General features: G+C 62.9%; 21 protein-coding genes and 1 pseudogene. 12 read left to right on the forward strand and 10 right to left on the reverse strand.

What is annotated here, in order from left to right:
* The 3 genes and pseudogenes from VRB54_RS13215 to VRB54_RS13225 all read right to left on the reverse strand — a co-directional run bounded on the left by VRB54_RS13215 (nucleotide 1) and on the right by VRB54_RS13225 (nucleotide 2,642).
* Complete coding sequence (locus VRB54_RS13215) at nucleotides 1-1,200, reverse strand: NAD(P)/FAD-dependent oxidoreductase (protein ID WP_338477556.1); 1,200 nt, start codon at nucleotides 1,198-1,200, stop codon at nucleotides 1-3.
* Between the two features lie 2 nt (nucleotides 1,201-1,202).
* Complete coding sequence (locus VRB54_RS13220; RefSeq protein WP_060550255.1) at nucleotides 1,203-1,523, reverse strand: MocE family 2Fe-2S type ferredoxin; 321 nt, start codon at nucleotides 1,521-1,523, stop codon at nucleotides 1,203-1,205.
* Nucleotides 1,524-1,552: 29 nt separating this feature from the next.
* Nucleotides 1,553-2,642 (reverse strand): annotated as a pseudogene (locus tag VRB54_RS13225) (fatty acid desaturase family protein).
* Between the two features lie 158 nt (nucleotides 2,643-2,800).
* On the opposite strand from VRB54_RS13225, the gene VRB54_RS13230 reads away from it, so the two are divergent.
* The gene (locus tag VRB54_RS13230; protein ID WP_338477557.1) at nucleotides 2,801-3,844 is read left to right on the forward strand and encodes a LacI family DNA-binding transcriptional regulator; all 1,044 of its coding nucleotides are present in this window, start codon (nucleotides 2,801-2,803) and stop codon (nucleotides 3,842-3,844) included.
* Between the two features lie 27 nt (nucleotides 3,845-3,871).
* On the opposite strand, the gene VRB54_RS13235 is transcribed toward VRB54_RS13230, so the two are convergent.
* The gene (locus tag VRB54_RS13235) at nucleotides 3,872-4,459 is read right to left on the reverse strand and encodes an NUDIX domain-containing protein (protein ID WP_338477558.1); all 588 of its coding nucleotides are present in this window, start codon (nucleotides 4,457-4,459) and stop codon (nucleotides 3,872-3,874) included.
* 172 nt (nucleotides 4,460-4,631) lie between these two features.
* Between VRB54_RS13235 and VRB54_RS13240 the strand changes: the two genes are divergently transcribed.
* On the forward strand, nucleotides 4,632-5,558 hold the full coding sequence (locus VRB54_RS13240) for an alpha/beta hydrolase (protein WP_338477559.1): 927 nt from the start codon (nucleotides 4,632-4,634) through the stop codon (nucleotides 5,556-5,558).
* A 128-nt stretch (nucleotides 5,559-5,686) separates the two neighbouring features.
* On the opposite strand, the gene VRB54_RS13245 is transcribed toward VRB54_RS13240, so the two are convergent.
* Together VRB54_RS13245 and VRB54_RS13250 are read right to left on the reverse strand one after the other, a co-directional pair.
* Entirely contained in the window at nucleotides 5,687-6,448 is a 762-nt protein-coding gene (locus tag VRB54_RS13245) for a DUF72 domain-containing protein (protein ID WP_338477561.1), read from the reverse strand.
* 72 nt (nucleotides 6,449-6,520) lie between these two features.
* A complete protein-coding gene (locus VRB54_RS13250; RefSeq protein WP_209982565.1) occupies nucleotides 6,521-6,730 on the reverse strand; it encodes a hypothetical protein in 210 nt (69 codons plus the stop codon).
* A gap of 195 nt (nucleotides 6,731-6,925) precedes the next feature.
* Between VRB54_RS13250 and VRB54_RS13255 the strand changes: the two genes are divergently transcribed.
* Both VRB54_RS13255 and VRB54_RS13260 read left to right on the forward strand, forming a co-directional pair.
* Entirely contained in the window at nucleotides 6,926-7,429 is a 504-nt protein-coding gene (locus VRB54_RS13255) for a DUF4142 domain-containing protein (protein ID WP_338477562.1), read from the forward strand.
* Between the two features lie 30 nt (nucleotides 7,430-7,459).
* Nucleotides 7,460-8,020, forward strand: coding sequence for a type 1 glutamine amidotransferase domain-containing protein (locus VRB54_RS13260; RefSeq protein WP_338477563.1), 561 nt, complete (start codon nucleotides 7,460-7,462; stop codon nucleotides 8,018-8,020).
* 60 nt (nucleotides 8,021-8,080) lie between these two features.
* Here VRB54_RS13260 and VRB54_RS13265 read toward each other — a convergent pair whose 3' ends face one another.
* Nucleotides 8,081-8,287, reverse strand: a complete 207-nt coding sequence (locus VRB54_RS13265) for a hypothetical protein (protein WP_209982573.1) — start codon at nucleotides 8,285-8,287, stop codon at nucleotides 8,081-8,083.
* A 303-nt stretch (nucleotides 8,288-8,590) separates the two neighbouring features.
* Between VRB54_RS13265 and VRB54_RS13270 the strand changes: the two genes are divergently transcribed.
* The 5 genes from VRB54_RS13270 to VRB54_RS13290 all read left to right on the forward strand — a co-directional run bounded on the left by VRB54_RS13270 (nucleotide 8,591) and on the right by VRB54_RS13290 (nucleotide 11,850).
* Complete coding sequence (locus tag VRB54_RS13270) at nucleotides 8,591-9,067, forward strand: hemerythrin domain-containing protein (protein WP_338477564.1); 477 nt, start codon at nucleotides 8,591-8,593, stop codon at nucleotides 9,065-9,067.
* Between the two features lie 157 nt (nucleotides 9,068-9,224).
* Nucleotides 9,225-9,416 carry a hypothetical protein gene (locus tag VRB54_RS13275; protein ID WP_338477565.1) on the forward strand — a complete coding sequence of 64 codons (192 nt, stop codon included), beginning with the start codon at nucleotides 9,225-9,227 and terminating at the stop codon, nucleotides 9,414-9,416.
* Between the two features lie 398 nt (nucleotides 9,417-9,814).
* Complete coding sequence (locus VRB54_RS13280; RefSeq protein ID WP_338477566.1) at nucleotides 9,815-10,420, forward strand: SCO family protein; 606 nt, start codon at nucleotides 9,815-9,817, stop codon at nucleotides 10,418-10,420.
* Nucleotides 10,420-10,896 carry a copper chaperone PCu(A)C gene (locus VRB54_RS13285; RefSeq protein ID WP_338477567.1) on the forward strand — a complete coding sequence of 159 codons (477 nt, stop codon included), beginning with the start codon at nucleotides 10,420-10,422 and terminating at the stop codon, nucleotides 10,894-10,896. The genes VRB54_RS13280 and VRB54_RS13285 overlap by 1 nt, the downstream gene beginning before the upstream one ends.
* Nucleotides 10,897-10,956: 60 nt before the next feature.
* Nucleotides 10,957-11,850, forward strand: a complete 894-nt coding sequence (locus VRB54_RS13290; protein WP_338477568.1) for an AraC family transcriptional regulator — start codon at nucleotides 10,957-10,959, stop codon at nucleotides 11,848-11,850.
* Here VRB54_RS13290 and VRB54_RS13295 read toward each other — a convergent pair.
* Nucleotides 11,792-12,379, reverse strand: a complete 588-nt coding sequence (locus VRB54_RS13295; RefSeq protein WP_338477569.1) for a LysE family translocator — start codon at nucleotides 12,377-12,379, stop codon at nucleotides 11,792-11,794. The two genes, VRB54_RS13290 and VRB54_RS13295, sit on opposite strands and share 59 nt — an antisense overlap.
* 812 nt (nucleotides 12,380-13,191) lie before the next feature.
* Between VRB54_RS13295 and VRB54_RS13300 the strand changes: the two genes are divergently transcribed.
* A complete protein-coding gene (locus VRB54_RS13300; protein ID WP_338477570.1) occupies nucleotides 13,192-13,581 on the forward strand; it encodes an AraC family transcriptional regulator in 390 nt (129 codons plus the stop codon).
* Nucleotides 13,582-13,639: 58 nt separating this feature from the next.
* On the forward strand, nucleotides 13,640-16,396 hold the full coding sequence (locus tag VRB54_RS13305; RefSeq protein WP_338477571.1) for an ATP-binding protein: 2,757 nt from the start codon (nucleotides 13,640-13,642) through the stop codon (nucleotides 16,394-16,396).
* Here the strand turns inward: VRB54_RS13305 and VRB54_RS13310 are convergent.
* Both VRB54_RS13310 and VRB54_RS13315 read right to left on the reverse strand, forming a co-directional pair.
* On the reverse strand, nucleotides 16,343-17,788 hold the full coding sequence (locus VRB54_RS13310; RefSeq protein WP_338477573.1) for a winged helix-turn-helix domain-containing protein: 1,446 nt from the start codon (nucleotides 17,786-17,788) through the stop codon (nucleotides 16,343-16,345). The two genes, VRB54_RS13305 and VRB54_RS13310, sit on opposite strands and share 54 nt — an antisense overlap.
* A 148-nt stretch (nucleotides 17,789-17,936) precedes the next feature.
* Nucleotides 17,937-18,887, reverse strand: coding sequence for a GlxA family transcriptional regulator (locus VRB54_RS13315; RefSeq protein WP_338477574.1), 951 nt, complete (start codon nucleotides 18,885-18,887; stop codon nucleotides 17,937-17,939).
* Between the two features lie 179 nt (nucleotides 18,888-19,066).
* Between VRB54_RS13315 and VRB54_RS13320 the strand changes: the two genes are divergently transcribed.
* On the forward strand, nucleotides 19,067-19,789 hold the full coding sequence (locus VRB54_RS13320) for a pirin family protein (protein WP_338477575.1): 723 nt from the start codon (nucleotides 19,067-19,069) through the stop codon (nucleotides 19,787-19,789).
* Nucleotide 19,790: the final 1 nt, after the last annotated feature.

Here is a 19,790-nt window from a genome sequence, read left to right on the forward strand (position 1 = left end):
TCAGCTCCGCAGCAGTTGTTTGAGGGGTTGCCCTGAGTCGGCCAGGTGCGCCGCCGTCAGCGGGACGCGTGCCGCGATCAGCCGTTCGCACAGCTTGATGTCCCTGGCCACGCTGTTGCCCGGCGCCCAGCCGCAGGCGCCTTGCAGGTGACCATCGCCGTCCAGGTAGAACAGCAAAACGCCGCCGGCGGGCAGATAACGCGTGACCCTCTGCGCAGTCATCGCCCCCACGGTGAGCAAACCCCAATCGAATTGATCGGACCAGAAGCCCGGCAACGCAGCGAACGGTAATTCGCGCCCCAGCAGACTCAACGCCGCGTGCCGCCCCTGGGCCTCGGCGTTGCGCCAGGTTTCCTGGCGCTGGTACACGCCGCCCAGCTGGAACTCACACACGTCGCCTGCAGCAAAGATATTCGCCACGCTGGTGCGCAGTTGCGCGTCCACGCGAATGCCCTGCCCCACGTCCAGCCCGGCCGCTGCGGCCAGTTCGAGATTGGGTTGCATGCCGATACCGACCACCACCAGGTCGCAGGGCAGCACCGGCCCGTCCACCAGTTGCACGGCGTCGGCGTGGATGGATTCCAGCGCCACGTTCAAGCGCACATCCACGCCGTGCTCGCGGTGCAGCGCCAACAACGCCTCGCTGATGATCGGCGGCAGCACCCGGGCCGCCAGTCGCGGCCCGGCTTCGAGCACCGTCACTTCACAGCCCATGCTCCGCGCCGTCGCCGCCACTTCCAGGCCGATAAACCCGCCGCCGACAACCACCAGCCGCGTGCCCGGCCGCAATACCGCGCGCAACGCCACTGCGTCATCATGGGTGCGCAGGTACAGCATGTGCGGCAGATGCTGGGGCAGGCGCCGCGCCCGACCGCCAGTGGCCAGCAGCAGGCCTGAATAGGTGAGCCAATGGCCGTCGGCGAGTTGCAGGCGGTTGTGTGCAGGCTCCAGGCGGCTTACCGGGTTGCCCGCGACATGCTCGATGCCAAGCTCGGCCAGCCGCGCGCTATCGCACAGGCTGCAACTCGCCAGGTCCGTCGCGCCTTGCAGCAGGCCCTTGGACAGTGGCGGGCGCTCATAGGGCAGGTGCGGCTCATCGCCGATCAGCATCACCCGGCCGCGGTAGCCTTCCTCACGCAGGGTGAGCGCCGCACGGCCTCCGGCATGCCCGGCGCCGACAATAATCAGGGGCGCGTTCATCGTCACAGCGCAACGGCGAGCAACACCCGACCGGCCTCCACACGCACCGGGTAGGTTTTGAGATTGACGCACACCGGCGCGCCGAGGGCCTTGCCGGAGCGGTAGTCAAAGCGCCCATTGTGTTTGGGGCATTCGATGACGTGGTCCATCACCAGGCCATCGGCGAGGTGGATTTTTTCGTGGGTGCAGAGGCCTGCGGTGGCAAAAAACTCGTTATCGGCGGAACGGAACACCGCGTAGGTGTTCGCCCCGTGATCGAAGCGCAGCACGTCTTCCTCGTCAATTTCGCCCACGGCGCAGACGTCGATCCATTGATCGTTCATGGCGTTTTCTCTTGTTTTAAGGGGAATGATCAGCCAGCAGCAGTCTCTGCGTGCATCGCAGCGGCGGCCGGTTGCGCCTGCGCGCGAATCGGGCGCTGGACGAAATAGCTCGGGTCACGGCGCTGCCTGAGAATTGTCGGGATGATCTCGCTGTACGCCTCCCGCAGGTTCGCATAGGGCGGCGGGCAGTCGCTGCGGATTTCGTCATGCAGTTGCGCAAGGGCGTGGTAAGGCACCATCGGATACATGTGGTGTTCGAGGTGGTAGTTCATGTTCATGTAGATAAAGCGCAGCACGCGGTTCATGTAGATGGTGCGGCAGTTGCTGCGGTGGTCGAGTACGTCTTCGGCCAGGCCCACGTGCTGGGTAAGGCCGAACAGATAGCCGAGCCAGGCGCCGTAGAGACTCGGCAAACCCACCAGCATCAACGGCAGCCAGCTGTGCAGGTACAACGCGGCGCCGATGATCAGCGCATAAATGATCACCCAGATGCGGGCGGCGCGGAACACTTTGGGCCATTCGGACTCAGGGATGAAGTCCTGTTCCTGGGCACTCATGCGCCCGATGGCATGGCGCCACGCCGCTGAAGGTTTTCCACGCCAGAGGCAGGTTGAACACGCTGAGGGCCATCATCCACAGGCTTGGCGGACGCGGTTCGACGATCTCCGGGTCGCGGCCGACCACGATGGTGTCGGTGTGGTGGCGCGCATGGCTCCAACGCCATACGTGGGGTTCGAAAATGCACATGAAGCTCGCCAACTGGTACAGCGTGTCATTCATCCAGCGGGTCTTGAAGGCGGTGCCGTGGCCGGTTTCGTGCCAGCGCGGGTTGGAGGCGGTGCCGTAGAGTACGCCATAGGCGAGCAAGAATGGCACGCAGGCCCAAGTGCCCCAGAACCAGTAGCCGCCAAAGCCGGTGGCGAACAATGTGGCGAACCAGAGGGTGGTGTCGAGCAGGGCCGAGCCATCGCGGCGCTGCATCAGTTCTTTCATGCGTTTGCGCGCGATGGGCGACTGGTACCAATTGGCCGAGACCAGGCCTTTTTCGAAGGCGCGGGCGGCTTCGGGGCCAGTGAGGCTGTAATCGCGCCGGGGATTGTGGGCGGTGTGTCCAGGCATTGTTATTGTTCTCCGCAAGCTGGTTACAGGGGCTGTGCGAAATCACCATAGAGCGCGGCCAAATCAGCCTCAAGGCCTTGAATCCATTCCCTATCAAGCTATCATCCAGGCCAGGCGCTGCTTGATAGTTTTCTATCAAGGCGCTCAAGGGGCTCGCCATGCACACCACTAAACGTCCGACCATTGCCACCGTTGCCGCCCAGGCCGGATTGAGCGTGGCCACGGTTGACCGGGTGCTCAACGCCCGCGCACCGGTCAGCCCGCAAACCGCCGAACAGGTGTTCCAGGCTGCCGAGGCCGTGGGCTATTTTGCCGCCCGGCTGATCGGCCAGCGTATTCGCGAACGCCGTCCCACATTCCGTTTCGGCATCCTGCTGCTGGGCACCGCGCAGGCGTTCTACGCACACCTCGCCGAATCGATCAGGGAGGCCGCCGCGCAGCATGCCGCTGCCAACCTGACGTGCCAGTTCGACTACATCAACGACCGCACACCGAGCGCCATCGTCACGCAGATCGAGCAATTGGCCGTGCAGTGCGACGGGCTGGCAGTGGTCAGCTTCGCCCATCCGTTGATCAACGCCTGTCTGGCGCAGATTCGCGAAGCCGGCGTGCCGGTGGTCGCGCTGCTGTCGGATATCCATGAACAGGCATTGGAGCCCTATGTGGGCCAGGACAATCGTGTGGTCGGGCGCACCATGGGCTGGCTGCTCGCGCGCACCTGCGGGGCACGTAAAGGCAGCGTCGGGATTCTGCTGGGCGGCCACCGTTTTCTCGGCCATCAGGCCCGGGTCGAAGGTTTGCACAGTTATCTCGACGAACATGCGCCGGGGCTTAAACCGCTGGAGCCGCTGATCAACCTCGACAACTGCGACATCACCGAAGAAGCAACCCTCGACCTCCTCAGCCGCCACGCCGACCTGCGCGGCCTGTGCGTGGTGGGCGGCGGCGGCGACGGCGTCATCAGCGCCCTGGCCCAACTGCCCAGGCGCCCGGCGCTGTGCTGCATCCTGCAGGAGTCCACCGCGCTGTCACGCCAGGCGCTGGGCCAGGGTTTGATCGATGTGGTGATGGACTCCCAGCCCCACCAGACCGCCACCGCGCTGGTGCAGTTGATGGTGCAATTGCAAAGTGCCGAGGGGTTCGACCCGTTGCAGCATCGCGTGCACATACCGCCGCAAATCGTTACCGGCGAGAACAGCTGACACAGGCGAGCACCTTCCCGGCAGCGCTTACCAGCCTTCCTTCAACATGCGCAGCTCAAGATGCTGCAACAGCATGATGGTCTTGCCATCGACAATCTCGCCACTTTGAACCATCGCCAGCGCCTGCTCGAAGCCCAGCTCCAGCACCTCGATGTCTTCGCCCTCTTCTTCCAGGCCGCCGCCTGCGCCGACTTGATCGGCGGGCTGATATTCGCCAAGGAAAAAGTGAATGCGCTCGGTGACCGACCCAGGGCTCATGAACGCCGCGTAGATTTTCTCCACATGGCCGACGCGGTAGCCGGTCTCCTCTTCGGCTTCCAGGCGGATGCGTTCTTCGGGGCGGGCGTTGTCCAGCAAACCGGCGGCGGCTTCGATCAGAAAACCTGGGTAATCATTGACGAAGGTGGGCATGCGAAACTGGCGCACCAGCAGCACGCTGCGCTGCTCGCGGTTGTACAGCAGGATGGTCGCGCCGTTGCCGCGGTCATACACCTCACGGGTCTGGGCTTGCCAGCTGCCGTCCTGGCGGCGCAGGTCGAAGGTGTATTTTTTCAGCAGATACCAATTGTCCGAGAGGGTTTCTTCGGCAGTGATCCGTACGGGGTTGTTGTCCATGGTTGGGCCTTTGTGCGTGAAAGGTGGAGCATGTCGCGGGTGTCTTGCCAGCGTCAAGTTGGAGCAGCTTGCAACACCTTGCAAGCAACCCGTTGCTACGGCTGTCGCATTAATCCCTGCCGTTGCAGACCATCTGGTAAAACCCGTGCTTCACCTCATTTCAGGAATGTTCATGCCTTCACGTTTATTGTCTCGCCTGGGCCTGCGCTGGTTTCCCCTGCTGTGCATGTCTCTGCTGATCGTCGGCCTGCCGGTGGGGTGCGCCGTGCTGCAACACAAGGAGCGCGAGTTGGTGTTCCGCATCGAACCGGGCACCGCCGGCTGGTACAGCGGTTTACCCAAAACCGTGCAGGAATTCGAGCTCAAGCCTGCCAGTTTCAAGGCGGGACAGAATATCCATGGCTGGTGGTACCCGGCAGACCGTCAGGACGCACCCTCGATCCTTTACCTGCACGGCGTGCGCTGGAATCTGACCGGCCAATTGTTTCGCATCGAACAGCTGCACGCCCTGGGTTACTCGGTGCTGGCCATCGACTACCGCGGCTTCGGCCAGAGCCAGGGCGACCTGCCCTCGGAAATCAGCGTCTACGAGGACGCGCGCATCGCCTGGGAGCGTTTCCAGGTGCTGCAACCGGACCCCGGCAAGCGGCTGATCTACGGGCATTCCCTGGGCGGCGCGGTGGCCATCGACCTGGCGGCGCAACTGGGCAAACAGTCCCCCCTGCCCGTGCGCGGACTGGTGATCGAATCCACCTTTACCTCGCTGGCGGATGTCGCCACGGCCGTGGCCAACACCTCGCTGCCGGTGCGCTGGTTGCTCTCGCAGAAATTCGATTCGATCGACAAGATTGCCGACATTCATATGCCGCTGCTGGTGGTGCACGGCCTGGATGACCGCTATGTGCCGCCGCGTTTCAGCGAGCAACTGTTTGACGCCGCGCGCGAGCCCAAGCGGCTGTTGCTGGTACCCGGCGCCAGCCACAACAACAGCCTGAGCCTGGCCGGACGCAATTATCGCCAAGCACTGGATACCTTGATGCGAACCGAGATGCCGGCACAGGTGGTCACACCGTCCACAGGACGCGGCGGCGACTCCTGATTGCGCTTTTCGGCACTGGCTTCGCGCTTGCGTGTCAAGCGCCAACCCTGCCCATGCTGGCCCGCGCCCGAAGTTGATCAAATAATAACCTTGGCTTAAATCGCCAAGCCTGCCGGGCCTTCGCAAAGTTATCCACAGAGATACCCACGGTTTTCGTGGACAACTCTTTTTATATTTTTACGGTTTTTTTCCAGCAGACACAGCGCATCGGCCACGGCATGGCCACTTGCGGTGTTGTCGAAGATGCACCATGTGGGCACGCCGGCGGCAGTGGATTGGCGCAAAGCTTGCGCCTGGAGCGCGACGCGCTCGGGGCCATAGGCACTGTGATAGATCCGCGGCGAACCATGCAGGCGCCAATAGCGCACACCCTGCCAGGCGTAGACAGCATCGATGACCACCGGGTCAGCGGTTACCCAGCCGATCTGGTACGCCTGCAACAACGCCCCGGCCGCCGCCCAACTGGCATGCCGCGGCTCCAGCGCCACATCGCCGGCAAAGCGCTTGCGCAATGCCTCGAAAAAAGCGCCGGCCACTTCGGCCTCGTAGCCCAGCGACGGCGGCAACTGCACCAGCAGGCAGCCGAGTTTCTCGCCCAAGTGCAGGCATTGCGCGAAAAATTCATCGAGTGCCGTTTCGCAGCGCTGCAGCCGCAACTCATGGGTAATGTGCCTGGGCACCTTCACCGAGAAGCGAAATGCCGACGGCACCGATTGCGCCCAGCGCTCATAGGTCTTGGGCAGGTGCGGTCGGTAAAACGAACTGTTGATTTCCACTGCATTGAAACGCGACGCGTAGCGCTGCAAGTGGCTGCCCTCGTCGGCAAACGCCGGCCAGTGCTCACGCGGCAGACTCCAGCCCGCGCAGCCCACAAACAACGGTCCCGTCAAAACAGCACCATCACATCATCGGCTGGCTCAGGCTCGATTCCCGGTTCAGACGCCGTGATGACGCTGGCCATTTCAGTGACCCTTGGCGAGCTGTTCATTGATCGCGTCGGTCTGGCGCTCGAGGTCCTTGATCTCGGTAGGCGTCAGTACTTTATCGACAGTTTCGGTCTTCGCGTTCGGCCGCTCCAGAGTCTGCCCCTTGGCGGGGCCGGCCGTGCCTTTTTGCGCGTCTTCAGAGCTGATCGGATCAGGGGTTTTATCGGCGGTGGTGTGGTCGGTCATGGTGATAGTTCCTGGCAGTTGACGGCCGCCAAATCGGCGGGTGCTTATGCAGCAGAGCCCATCGAAATTCGATGGTTCAAGAAAATTGCCAGGGCCGACCGTTGGGAAAATCACTGTAAAAAAAATTTAAACCTTTTGCCCGGGTACCGGTTCAACAAACAGGTAACGGCATCACCACACTCAAGGAGATTCACCATGACTAATTTGCTGATGAAACAAATGGGCCTGACCTTTGTGCTGGTTGCAGGTTCGATATCCGCCGCAATGGCCGCCACGTCCAATGACTTTGTCGACAATGCTGCGCAAGGGGGTATCACCGAAGTCGAGGCCGGCAAACTGGCCCTGGAAAAAAGCAGCTCGGCTGACGTGAAAACCTTCGCCCAGCACATGGTTACCGACCACACCAAGGCCAATCAGGAACTGATGGCCCTGGCGAAAAAACTCGACATCGAAGTGCCAGATGACGCAGCGCTGACCGACAAGGCCAAGAAAGCCATTCTGGAAATGCGTGATGAATCGTTCGACAAGGCCTATGCCAACAATCAGGTAGACGCCCATGAAAAAACCGTCGAACTGTTCAGAAAAGAAGCCGCTTCCTCGGACAACGCTGAGCTGAAAGCCTTCGCCACCAAGACCCTGCCGACCCTTGAAGCCCACCTGAAAATGGCCAAGGAGCTGCAAGCCAAGCACGCCCATTAATTCATAACTGACTCAAGGAGACACCTGATCATGAGTACGCAACTCAGCGGCAAGAAGATCCTTGTCATCACCTCCAACACCGGCATCGAGCGCGACGAGTTGCTCAAGCCACTGCAAGCCCTGCGCGGTTACGGCGCTACGGTCACCCACGGCTCCAGCAAAGGCGGCACCACGCAGACCTTTGTCGGCGACACCGAGAAAGACCAGACCGTGGAATCCGATGTGCAGCTGTCGGATGTGGTCAGCAGCGATTTCGATGCACTGGTTATCCCCGGCGGCACCGTCAATGCCGATACCCTGCGTCAGGACCGCGCCGCGCTGCGCCTGATCAACGATTTTGCCAAGGCCGGCAAGACCATCGCGGCGATCTGTCACGGCCCATGGACGCTGATCGATGCCGGCGTGATCGAAGGCAAGACGCTGACCTCGTACAAGAGCGTGCGTATCGACCTGGAAAACGCCGGTGCTGCCGGCTGGGTCGATGCCGAGGTCAAGCAGTGCAAGGCCAATGGCTGGACCTTGATCACCTCGCGTACACCGGATGACCTGCCGGCGTTCAACGAGGCGATTGCCACGGCACTCGCAGGCTGATTGTCCGGCACAACGTAAACAGGCGCCATTCGGCGCCTGTTTTATTCAATCCCCAGCACTTCAGCTCTTGCGATGATCTGCCATCTCACGCTTGGGACCGAACATTGCCCATGCAATCAGTCCAAGCAACGGCACAAAGATCAGGATGATCAGCCACAATCCCTTCGTCTCCCAGCCGCCCGTGCTGCGCAGCACCACATTGATTGCCCATAATTCTGCCAGCAGCAGAATCACCGCCAATATGATCCAGATATATTCCAATTGCATGATTCACCTCCTGAGGTCTATGCATTAGGTCAAGCAGATCGCCCAAGGGTTCCATTGAATTCTTGCGAGCGGCACTTGCGCCTGCGTGCGCTGCACGCTCACAAGGCGCTGCCGGTGCAGGCGTTGTGCAATCCCCCAGTGATGCGACCATGCAAGATGCACGACGGCGCCGCTCTGGATTCAAAATAAATAATTGATTCCTATAGGTTTTATTTTTCAAGCAAGCTGGTACGGCTGATGCAACCCCTCTACGGACGAGGCGCGCACTTCGACGCGTCCGAACGTTATCCGTGAGGTTCGACCATGAATGCCATTGACCTTCTCAAAGCCGACCACGAACGCGTCAAAGCCCTGCTGACCCAACTGAGCGAGTCCACCGGGCGCGGCGTAAAAAAACGCACCGAGTTGCTGGCCAAACTGGAAATGGAGATCAGTCTGCACACCAGGCTGGAGGAAGAAATCCTCTACCCGGCCTTTAGAAAAGCCGGCGGCAAAGAGCAGGACATCATGTACCACGAAGCCAAGGAAGAGCACCGCACCGTCGACTCACTGGTGCTGCCTGACCTCAAGCAGACCGAGCCCTCCACCACCGAATTTTCCGGTCGCGTAAAAGTGGTCAAGGAGCTGCTGGAGCACCACATCGAGGAAGAGGAAAGCGAGATGTTCCCCCAGGCTAAAAAACTGCTGGGCAAGGAAATGCTCGAAGAACTCGGTGCCGAGATGGAAGCAATGAAAGCGGCGTACAAGAAAACCATGGGCACCAAGCCGATGGCGGCCTGAGGCGCAATCGCCGCTTGAAGTCGGAGGGTTTCACACTACGCTCTGTATGTAGGTGTTCCCAATCAGGCGACAGCATTGTTTCATCTGGTTGAGATACGATCCGGGCGCTGCATTGGCAGCGTTCGGGTTTCAGTCAATGGATCGAGGGGATTACGTCATGAAGACCATCACATCCCGCAACCTGTTACTGGTAATGGCCTTGTCAGCTGTCCTGGCAACCCCCGCATACGCTGCGTTTGGCGATGATGTCGGACCGGCGGCGACCCCGCTGAACGGCGGTTCTGCCCTGCCACCGGGCTCCGGGCATGGCAGCCGCTCTGACCACGACAAGAAAAAACCTCCCGCGTAAAAACACAGAAGCCTCACGCTACGCAGACCAACACACCCAAATCCTCCGAGCGTTCGCAATCGCCTGACGACGAGAAACCTCGTCCGGCTGATTGAACAGGCAAAATGGTTCCAGATGTTGCCGCACCACGCGCAGCCCAAGCCTGCGGGGGATGATTTTACCCGTGTAATTTTCATGTCACCCAACGCGCAGGCGCGGTCGCGAGGGTGTGCCCGCGCCGCTGACATCTCAAAAAATCATTCGCGCACGCTGCACCTGTGGCAGAACGTCGCAGATTACGCCGGCTGGCCAGGGTTGATAGACTGGGCGTCCTCCACGCTTGTTCTTTCAATGCCTGCTGTTCAAAGCCTGATGTGTCCATTCGGCGCAAGGCGGGCGTTACACAGGATGCACCGTTGATGAGTACGTTATTCACCCGCCGCACAGTGCTGACCGGCATGGGCCTCCTGGGCCTGGGCCTGCTCACTGGCTGTGACAGCAGCCCCAGGCTGAACTTCAAGTACGGCAAGGACCTGAGCGACAAGATCATGGGCCGTACCTTCAAGCTCAAGAACACCGAAGGTGAGACCGTCACCCTCAGCTCCTACCGTGGCCTGATGCCGGTGGTGTTCTTCGGCTTCACCCAATGCCCGGCCGTGTGCCCGACCACCCTGGCCCGCGCCGCCCAGGCCAAAAAGCTGATGGGCCGCGACGGCGAGATCATGCAGGTGATCTTCATCACCCTTGACCCGGAACGTGACACGCCAGAAATCCTCGACAGATACGTCAAGGCGTTCGACCCCAGCTTCGAAGCGCTGTATGGCACCCCGGAAGAAATCGCCGTGGCGGCCAAGGAGTTCGGGATCTTTTATGAAAAGATTCCCGCCGGCGATACCTATACCCTGTCCCACACCGCCACCAGCTTTGTATTCGATACCCGTGGCAACCTGCGCCTTGGGCTGCAGGCGTCCCTTACCGCTAAAGAGTGCGCAGAAGACCTGCTCACCGTCATGGAGGTCTGCTAATGACTGCCGTTCAACACCTCAAACGCCTGACCGCAGGCCTGGCCCTGCTCGGCCTCGCCGCCCACGCCAGTGCCCAGGTCCAGGTGACCGATGCGTGGGTGCGCGCCACCGTGCCCGGCCAGACGTCCAGCGGCGCCTTCATGACCCTCACGGCGGACAGCGACAGCAAGCTGCTGAGCGTGGCGACGCCAGTGGCCAGGGACGTGCAGATCCATGAAATGAGCATGAAGGATGACGTGATGCGCATGGGTCCGGTGGATTCGGTCGCGCTGCCGGCAGGCAAGGCGGTCAAGCTCGACCCCAACGGTTACCACGTGATGCTGATGGGCCTCACCGGGCAGATCAAGGAAGGCGAACAGGTGCCGCTGACCGTCACGGTGGAATCGGCCAAGGGCGAGAAACAAGTGATCCAGCTGCAGGCCCCGGTGCGCGGGCTCGATGGCATGGAGCACATGGACCACAGCAAGATGCATTGATCGCCCGGCGGCTGACCGATACCGCACGTGTCGCCACCGCTCAACGATGGAGCCGCCGCCATGATGCTCACTCCCCCTGATGCCCCTGCACAGGCGCCGCGCTTCTGGCGCGATGCGCGCCTGCCATTCATCGAAGCGCGGACCATCGCCGACGGGCGCAAGGTGACGTACGCCCGTCACGCCCACGAACACTTCTCCATCGGCGCGATCATCACCGGGCGCAGCTATTACCACCATGGCGCGCAGACCTTCCAGATCAGCGCCGGCACCGTGGTGTTGATGAACCCCGGTGACGTGCATGCCTGCAACCCCATCGACAACACGCCGTGGTCCTACCACATGCTCTACCTCGATACGCCGTGGCTGACCGACCTGCAATATCAATTGGGCTTCAGCACGGATCGTGGTTATCGCCCTTTCAGCACGCCCTATTCACGCGATGCTGTGCTCTACAACGGTTTGCTCGCACTCTACCGTCTGCTGGTGGATGAACAGGCCGAACTGCTGCAAAAACAGAGCGCGCTGGTGAGCTACTTCACCGAGGTGCAGCAGCGCCTGAACCCTTCGCGGGTGCCGCTGCGCGAGGCCAATCACAAACTGGAGCGCGCCGCCGATTACATTCGCGCACACTGCACCGAAACCTTGAAGCTGGAGGACATTTGCCTGGCGGCCGAGCTGTCGCCTTCGTACCTGATCCGCGCGTTCAAGCAGTATTGCGGGCTGACGCCCCATGCGTTCCTGGTGAACCAGCGCATCCAGTTTGCCCGCAGCCAATTGCGCAATGGCGAGTTGATCGCCGACGTGGCCCTGGCTGCCGGCTTTGCCGATCAGGCGCATTTCCAGCGCGCATTCAAACAGCACTTCGCGGCCACGCCCGGGCAATACCGCGACGTGCTCAAGTCATCAGCAAATAACCCACACTGGCCACCAGCAACGCGGCCATCACGCGGTTGAACACGCGCACGCCGCGCGGGTTGGCCAGGTAGCGGCGCAAAAAGGTGCCTGCATAGGCCCAGCACGCCACCGACAGGTAGCAGATCACCAGATAGATCGCCGCAAACAGCCATACTTGCGCGGCATCGCCATCCGCCACGAACAACCCCATGCCTGCAACGCAAGCGAGCCAGGCTTTCGGGTTGAGCCACTGCATCACCGCGCCGTAAAGCATCGACGGCGCGCTGGCGCGGCCATCGGCGTCGAGCCGGCCGTCATCCGTCGCGAGTTTCCACGCCATATACAGCAGGAACACCACGCCGCCCCATTGGATCACCTGAGTCAGCAATGGCCAGCGCACCAGCACCTCATGCAGCCCCAGACCGATCAGCACCAACAGCACGGTAAAACCGCTGGCCGCACCGAGCACATGCTTCTGGCTGGCGGCAAAACCGAAGCGCGCCCCGGAGCTGAGAGCGACCACGTTCACTGGGCCTGGCGTAATGGAAGTGGCCAGGGCGAAGGCAGCCATGGAAATGATCAGGCTCATTGCGGTTCCTTTTTGTGAGCGAAGGTGGAGATAGCTCACGGTAAGGCGCTCAACGGCTGCGGTATTGAACAAAATGCCCCTGCGGAAGAATTGCCCGAGACACCAACACTTCCACAGTTTGTACAGCGTTCGGCAGCCAATCCCGCTCGTCTCCAAGGCCGGCGCGGCCAAGATCAAAAGCAGTGTGATCTCCATCAGGCAAATGGAGATCCAAATGTGGGAGGGGGCTTGCTCCCGATAGCAGTGGATCAGCCAAAAAGAAGCTAACTGACACTCCGCCATCGGGAGCAAGCCCCCTCCCACAGTTTGTACAGCGCTCGGCAGCCAATCCCGGTCGGCTCCAAGGCCGGCGCGGCCAAGATCAAAAGCAGTGTGATATCCATCAGGCAAATGGAAATCCAAATGTGGGAGGGGGCTTGCTCCCGATAGCAGTGGATCAGCTAAAAACAAGCTAACTGACACTCCGCCATCGGGAGCAAGCCCCCTCCCACAGTTTGTACAGCGCTCGGCAGCCAGTCCCGGTCGACTCCAAGGCCGGCGCGGCCAAGATCAAAAGCAGTGTGATCTCCATCAGGCAAATGGTGATCCAAATGTGGGAGGGAGCTTGCTCCCGATAGTGGTGGATCAGCTACCAAATAAGCTGCCTGCGCCGCCTCGATCAAAAACGGCGGATCCTCAGCCCGTAAACAGCCACGCACCTGGCGAAATTAACAACGATTAACTCGCCAGCCAGATGGCCGGGCACCATCATCCAGCGCGTCTACACTGCATCCATTCACCGGGAACGCTCCCATCGAAAACGGATATTCGTCATGGCCCGACTTGAGTATTGCGCCCCCCGTACGCCCACCGCCGGTGGCTTGTGCCCGCGACGTGAGCGTATCGCCAAACAGCTGATCCTCGCCCACCTTGGCGAAAGCCTGGCGATTGCCGACCTGGCCCAGGCCTGCGCGCTGTCACGCAGCCATTTTTCCCGCGCGTTCAAATGCACCACCGGGCTCTCGCCCCAGGAATGGATCCGTCGGCAACGCATCCAGCGCGCCAAGGAGCTGATCACCGGGTCGTCCTTGAGCCTCACGCAAATAAGCCTGGAATGCGGTTTTTGCGATCAGGCGCACTTCAGCCACATCTTCACCCGCAGCGAAGGCGTCAACCCCATGACCTGGCGAAATCACCACTCGCGCCCGTTCATCGCCGCCTAGTGGTCGGTGCCGGCCTGGACTATGCTGGGCATCTCCGTCTCCCCGAGCATGGCCGTCCATGAAAGACCTCAGCGACCAGGCCGTGCACTTTGGCCCCTATCAGGTTCACCCGCGCCAGCGCCGGGTGCTCGAGGCCGGCCGGCCGTTGCGCCTGGGCCGGCGCGCGGTGGACATCCTGCTGGTGCTGCTGGAGCACGCAGGCGATGTGGTGAGCAAGCAGGCATTGATCGCGCGGGTCTGGCCCACCAGCGTGGTGGAAGACGGCAACCTGCGCGTGCACATGGCGGCGCTGCGCAAGGCCCTGGGCGACGGCCAGGCCGGACAGCGCTATATCGTGACGGTGGCCCAGCGCGGCTACAGTTTTGTCGCGCCCCTGAGTATCGAGCCCATGACCCTGCCCCATGACGGCCCACGCCCGTGCCACAACCTGCCGCTGCGCCGCACCCGCATGATCGGGCGCCAGGCGCTGATCGACACACTGGTGCAGCAACTGCCCCGGCAGCGCTTTATCACCCTGACCGGCGCCGGCGGCATCGGCAAGACCACCGTGGCGCTACGGGTGGCGGAGCTGCTGATCGGGCACTACCGCGACGGCATTCGCCTGCTGGACCTTGCGCCGCTGAGCGCGCCGTCGATGATCCTGCCCAACCTCGCCACCCTGCTCGACCTCACCCCCAGCGCCGATGAGCCGCTGCCGAGCATTGCCCGCAACCTGCACGAACGCCAGTTGCTGCTGGTGATCGACAACTGCGAGCACCTGCTCGATGACATCGCCCTGATCAGCGAAACCCTGCTGCGCCACGCGCCTGGGCTGCACATTCTCGCCACCAGCCGCGAAGCCCTGCGCGCCGAAGGCGAACAGGTGCAACGCCTCGACCCGCTGGCCTGCCCGCCCGCCACCGGCAACCGCGCCCAGGCCCTGGGTTACCCGGCCATGCAGTTACTGATCGAGCGCGCCATGGCCCATCAGGACAGCTTCGCCTTGAGCGATACCGAACTGCCGCTGGCGATTGAAATTTGCCGGCGCCTGGACGGCATTCCTCTGGCGATCGAACTGGTCGCGGCGCAGGTCGAGCGCTTCGGTCTGCCGGGCCTGCTGGTGCAGATGCAAGACGCCTTCCGCCTGCTGACCCATGGCCGGCGCAGCGCCCTGCCCCGCCAGCAAACCCTGCGGGCCACGCTGGACTGGAGCTTCGACCTGCTCAGCGGCGGCGAACAGAGCTGCCTGCGCCGCCTGGCCGTGTTTCGCGCAGGTTTCAGCCTGGCCAGTGCGGTGGCTGTGATCGCCGGAGCACAGCAGGCGCCGGCCGACGTGCTCGGTTCAATCACGCAACTGGTCGCCAAGTCCCTGCTGAATGTGGAGCCCGGCGAGGACGAAGTGGTGTACCGCCTGCTGGACATCACCCGCACCTACGCCCTGGAAAAACTCACCCTGGCGGCTGAACTCGACGCCACCCACGAACGCCATGCCGCGCGCTGCCTGGTGCTGATGGAGCAGGCCCGCGACGACTGGGAAGTGACCGCAACCCAGACCTGGATCGATCGCTACGCGCCGCTGCGCGAAGACATCCGCGCCGCCCTCGATTGGGGCCTGGGCGATGCCGGCGCGCACGTGCTGGGGATTCGCCTGACGGTCAGCGCCATGCCGCTGTGGCAGGAGCTGTCACTGTTGCGCGAACACGCGCTGTACGTGGGCAAGGCACTGGCCCTGATGCAGCGGGCCAAGGTGCCGTGCACGCAGCTGGCGATGCAACTGCAACTGGCGCTGGGCAGCCTGTCCTACCACGCCATGGGCGGCGCGCCGCAGACCATCGACGCCTTCGTCAACGCCCGTCGGCTGGCCGAAACCCGCGGGGACATTGCCGGCCAGTTGCGCGCGGTGTCCGGGCATATGGCGGTGAGCCTGTGCGCGGGTCGCTACCACGAAGCCCTGAGCATGAGCACTCAGTTCGATCGCCTCGACCCGCGCACCGACCCGCTGCTGGACTTGAGCGCCCAACGCCTGCGCGTGCTGGCGCAGCATTACGCAGGCAACCAGGCGCTGGCCCGACACAACGCCGAGCAGGTGATCCAGCGCATGGCCCAGAGCGGCCATCTCAATCGCTTTACCCACGCTTTTGGCGTGCAATACGACCAGAGCGTCGCCTCGCTCACCGTGCTGGCGCGGGTGCTGTGGCTGCAAGGTTTGCCCGAGCAGGCTTGGCGCACCGCCAGCCAGGCCCTGGAGCTGGCGCTGCAGATCAACCATGGCACCACCCTCTGCTACACCCTGGCGCTGGCCGGCGTGGTGATTGCCCGCTACAACGGCGATGAAGCGTCAGCGCAGTCGTTGCAGACGCTGCTGATGCAGCAGGCGCACAAGCATTCGGCGCAGTTGTTCCAGACCTGGGCGCAGCTGTATGCGCAGCACCTGTCGATCGACGCCGTGCAGGGCCTGGACCTGGTCAAGGACATCCTGATCACCCTGGGCGTGGGGCACGTGGATGATGCCTGGTTCGAACGCGCGCGCAGCGGCGATGGCGGCTGGTGCGCGCCGGAGATTCTGCGCATACGCGCCGAAACGTTGCCCGACAGCGCCGCCGCCGAGGCGTTGCTGCTCGACGCCCTGGGCCTGGCGCACCAGCAAGGCGCTCTGGCCTGGGAATTGCGCTGCGCAACCTCACTGGCGCGGCTATGGCTGCGCCAGGGTCGGCGGCACGCTGCGCACCAGTTGCTGAGTTCGGTCTACGCGCGCTTCACCGAAGGCTTCGCCACCCGGGACCTAATGCGCGTGCGCCGCCTGCTTGACGAGTTGCAGGACAAACGGCTGGCCTGAAAACGGCCCCAGGTAGTGTCCATAGTGCTGCTGCAGACGCGTCACCTGCTGCGGGTTGCGCAACTGCGCCAGGGCGTAGCTGCGCACGCAGTTGAGCAAGCGATAACGCGGTGGGCCGGGGCCCGGCTCCACCCGCAACAGCGAGGTATGGACCAGCCGCGCGAGCAGGTAAGGCAGGTCGGCGTGAGCAAGCTCGGTGCCGGCGATTCGCTCGGTCAATGCGGGCAAGGTCAGCGCCACCCGGAACAACCCCAGTTGCAGGAACAACCAGCGTTCGGGCACGCTCAATCGCTCGTAGCTCCACTCCAGCGCGGCGGTCAGGGACTGATGCCGTGCGACCGCCGTGCGGCGGCCACGGGCCAGGAGTTGCAGGCCATGACGCAACTGCGCCTGCACGCCCTGCATACCCAGCGCATGGACCTGGGCGGCAGCCAGCTCCAGGGCCAGGGGAATCCCGTCCAGCCGCCTGCAGATATCGTGCAGCGCCGGCAAGTCCTGCGCACGCAAGACAAAGCCCTGCTGGGCGGCCTGCACCCGGTCGACAAACAGCTGCACCGCCGTGCACGCCATGGCCTGTTCAACAGAGGCGCAGGCTGAGGGCAGCGCCAGGGCCGGCACGCGCTGCAGCCATTCGTCCGGCAACTGCAAGGCTTCGCGGCTGGTCAACAGCACCGTTACCTGGGGCGCCTGTTCCAGCAGGCAGCGCACCAGGTGACGGCAGGCGCCGAGCAGCAGGTCAGCCCCATCGAGCACCAGCAACAGCTGGCGCGCGGCCAATTGGCGACACAGTTCACCGACGGTGTCACAGGACGACAGCTGCAACGTGCTGCACAACTGGCGCGGCATCGACTGCGGCGCCGCGACTGTGGCCAGGTCCACCCACCACACGCCATCGCGGTAACGCGGCAGCACGCGTTCGGCCAACGCCAGCGCCAGCGTGCTCTTGCCGATACCGGCGCACCCGGTGAGGGTCATCAGGCGTTGCCCGCACAAGCGTCGCCCCAGGGCACCCAACAGCTCGGCGCGACCGATCACTGGGCTGAGCCGGGCTGCGAGATTATGGCGCGCGATTGTGGGGGGATCGACGGTTTGCAGCGGCGCGACAAAACAGTAGCCGCGCTGCGGGTCATTGACGATGCAGCGCTGCCCGTCCAGCACTCGGCGCAGTGCCGCGATGTGCACGCGCAGGTTGTTTTCCTCGACCACGCTGCTCGGCCACACGCGGGCAATCAGCGCCTCCTTGCCGACAAACTGGCCGGGCGCCTCCAGCAGCACCGCCAGGATATCCAGCGCGCGACCGCCCAACGGCACCGGCCAGCCGGCCTTGCTGACCAGGCGCTGGTGCCGGTGAAAGGTGTAAGGGCCGAAACTCAGTGTCGGGGCATTGTTCATCTGTTCACAGCGCTGAAACACCCGACCTTGGGCGTCTGCGCATCCTTTTTCAGGGGCCTGGCGTTATCTTGCCAGCTGGCCGCGAAGGGACAATCCCGGCACGGGGAACCAGACGGACATTGGTGTGCCTGAGACGGACAATCGCGCCTTAACTGAACTGCTGACGGTACTGGGTGGGGTTCAGACCGAGCTTTTCGCTGAACAGAAAGCGCATGTGCCGCACGCTGCCAAAGCCTGCGTGGAAGGCCACGGTCTTGAGCGGCAGGTCAGTGGTTTCCAGCAAGTGCCTGGCGCGGTCGATGCGCGCGCCCTGCAGGAACGCCATGGGTGTCATCTGCACTTCCCTGGCAAACAGCCGCGCAAAATGCCGCGCGCTCATGCCGGCCAGCGCCGCCATCGAGTCGATGCTGAACGGCTGGTCCAACTGCGCGAGCACCTGGTTCTGCACGCGGGTGATCGCGGTTTCGTGGGGGGCCACTGCGGCGGTCATCGGGCTGAACTGGGCCTGGCCGCCCTGGCGTTTCATCACCACCAGCAGCACCTTGGCCACGTCCACCGCCACCTGCTTGCCGTGGTCCTGGGCCACTACCGACAGCGCCAGGTCGATGCCGGCGGTGACCCCGCCCGAGGTGATCAGGCGGCCGTCCTGCAGGTAGATGTGGTCAGTCTCGACAGTGGCCTTGGGAAAGCCCTTGATCAGCCGCTCGGTGTAGTGCCAATGGGTCGTGACGCGACGACCGTCGAGCAGCCCGGCGTGCCCCAGCACAAAGGCGCCGGTGCAGATCGAGCCATAGCGTGTGGCCCGTGGTGCGGCGGCCTTGAGCCAGGGCAACAGCGCGGGATGGCATTCGTTGTAGGCACCGGGGCCGCCGGGCACCAGCAGCAGGTCATAGGCGGCGTCGGCCTGGTGCAACAACAGGTCGGGCTGCACCTTCACGCCATTGGAGGCGATCACCTGGCCCGCATCGATGCCGAGGGTGACGATCCGATAATGGTCCGCCGCCAACAGGTAGCGGTTGGCAATCGAAAACACTTCGAGCGGGCCGGCCATGTCGAGCAGCAGGAAGTCCGGAAACAGCACCATGGCCACGGTTTTCATAGCGTCAATATCCATCACGAGGGAAAGCGGCGGCCATTATGGCATGGCTTTTACTGTCAACTCCGGCGAGACAGTCATTCAGCTTTCATCTTCTTAATGAATACCTGCGTAACCATTAATCTTCTTCTCAACGCCAGCGCCCTGCATGTTGCAGCCCGCGCTCACTTGAGGACACCACCATGCTGACCCTTCGCAACGCTTCTGAACGCGGTGCCGCCAATCACGGTTGGTTGAAGTCGTTCCACACCTTCTCCTTCGCCAGCTACTGGAACCCTGCCGAACAGGGCTTTTCCGACCTGCTGGTGATCAACGATGACCGTGTCGCTGCCGGCAAGGGCTTCGGCCAGCACCCGCACCGCGACATGGAGATTTTCTCCTATGTGCTCGAAGGCGCCCTGGAACACAAGGACACCCTGGGCACCGGCTCGGTGATCCGCCCCGGTGATGTGCAACTGATGAGCGCCGGCAGCGGCGTGGCCCACAGCGAGTTCAACCACAGCCAGCGCCAGGGCGTGCACTTCCTGCAAATCTGGATCGTGCCGAACGTGTCCGGCGCCGAACCGCGCTATCAACAGGAACACTTCAGCGAGGCGCAAAAACGCGGGCAGTTGCAATTGATCATCTCACCGGACGGCGCCGACGGCTCGCTGCATGTACGCCAGGATGCACGGGTGTATGCCGGGCTGTTCAACGGCGACGAAACCGCGACCCTGGACGTGGCAGCCAACCGTCACCTGTATATCCATGTGGCGCGCGGCAGCGTCGAGGTCAACGGCCAACGCTTGCACGAAGGCGACGGCGCCCGGGTGCGTGACGAGCGGCAGATCCATCTGAGCCAGGGCGAGGACGCCGAAGTGCTGGTGTTCGACCTGCGCGCCCATGAACTGCCGCAGATGCCATGAT

The sequence above is a fragment of the Pseudomonas trivialis genome, from assembly GCF_036864995.1.
GTDB classification, from domain to species: domain Bacteria; phylum Pseudomonadota; class Gammaproteobacteria; order Pseudomonadales; family Pseudomonadaceae; genus Aquipseudomonas; species Aquipseudomonas trivialis.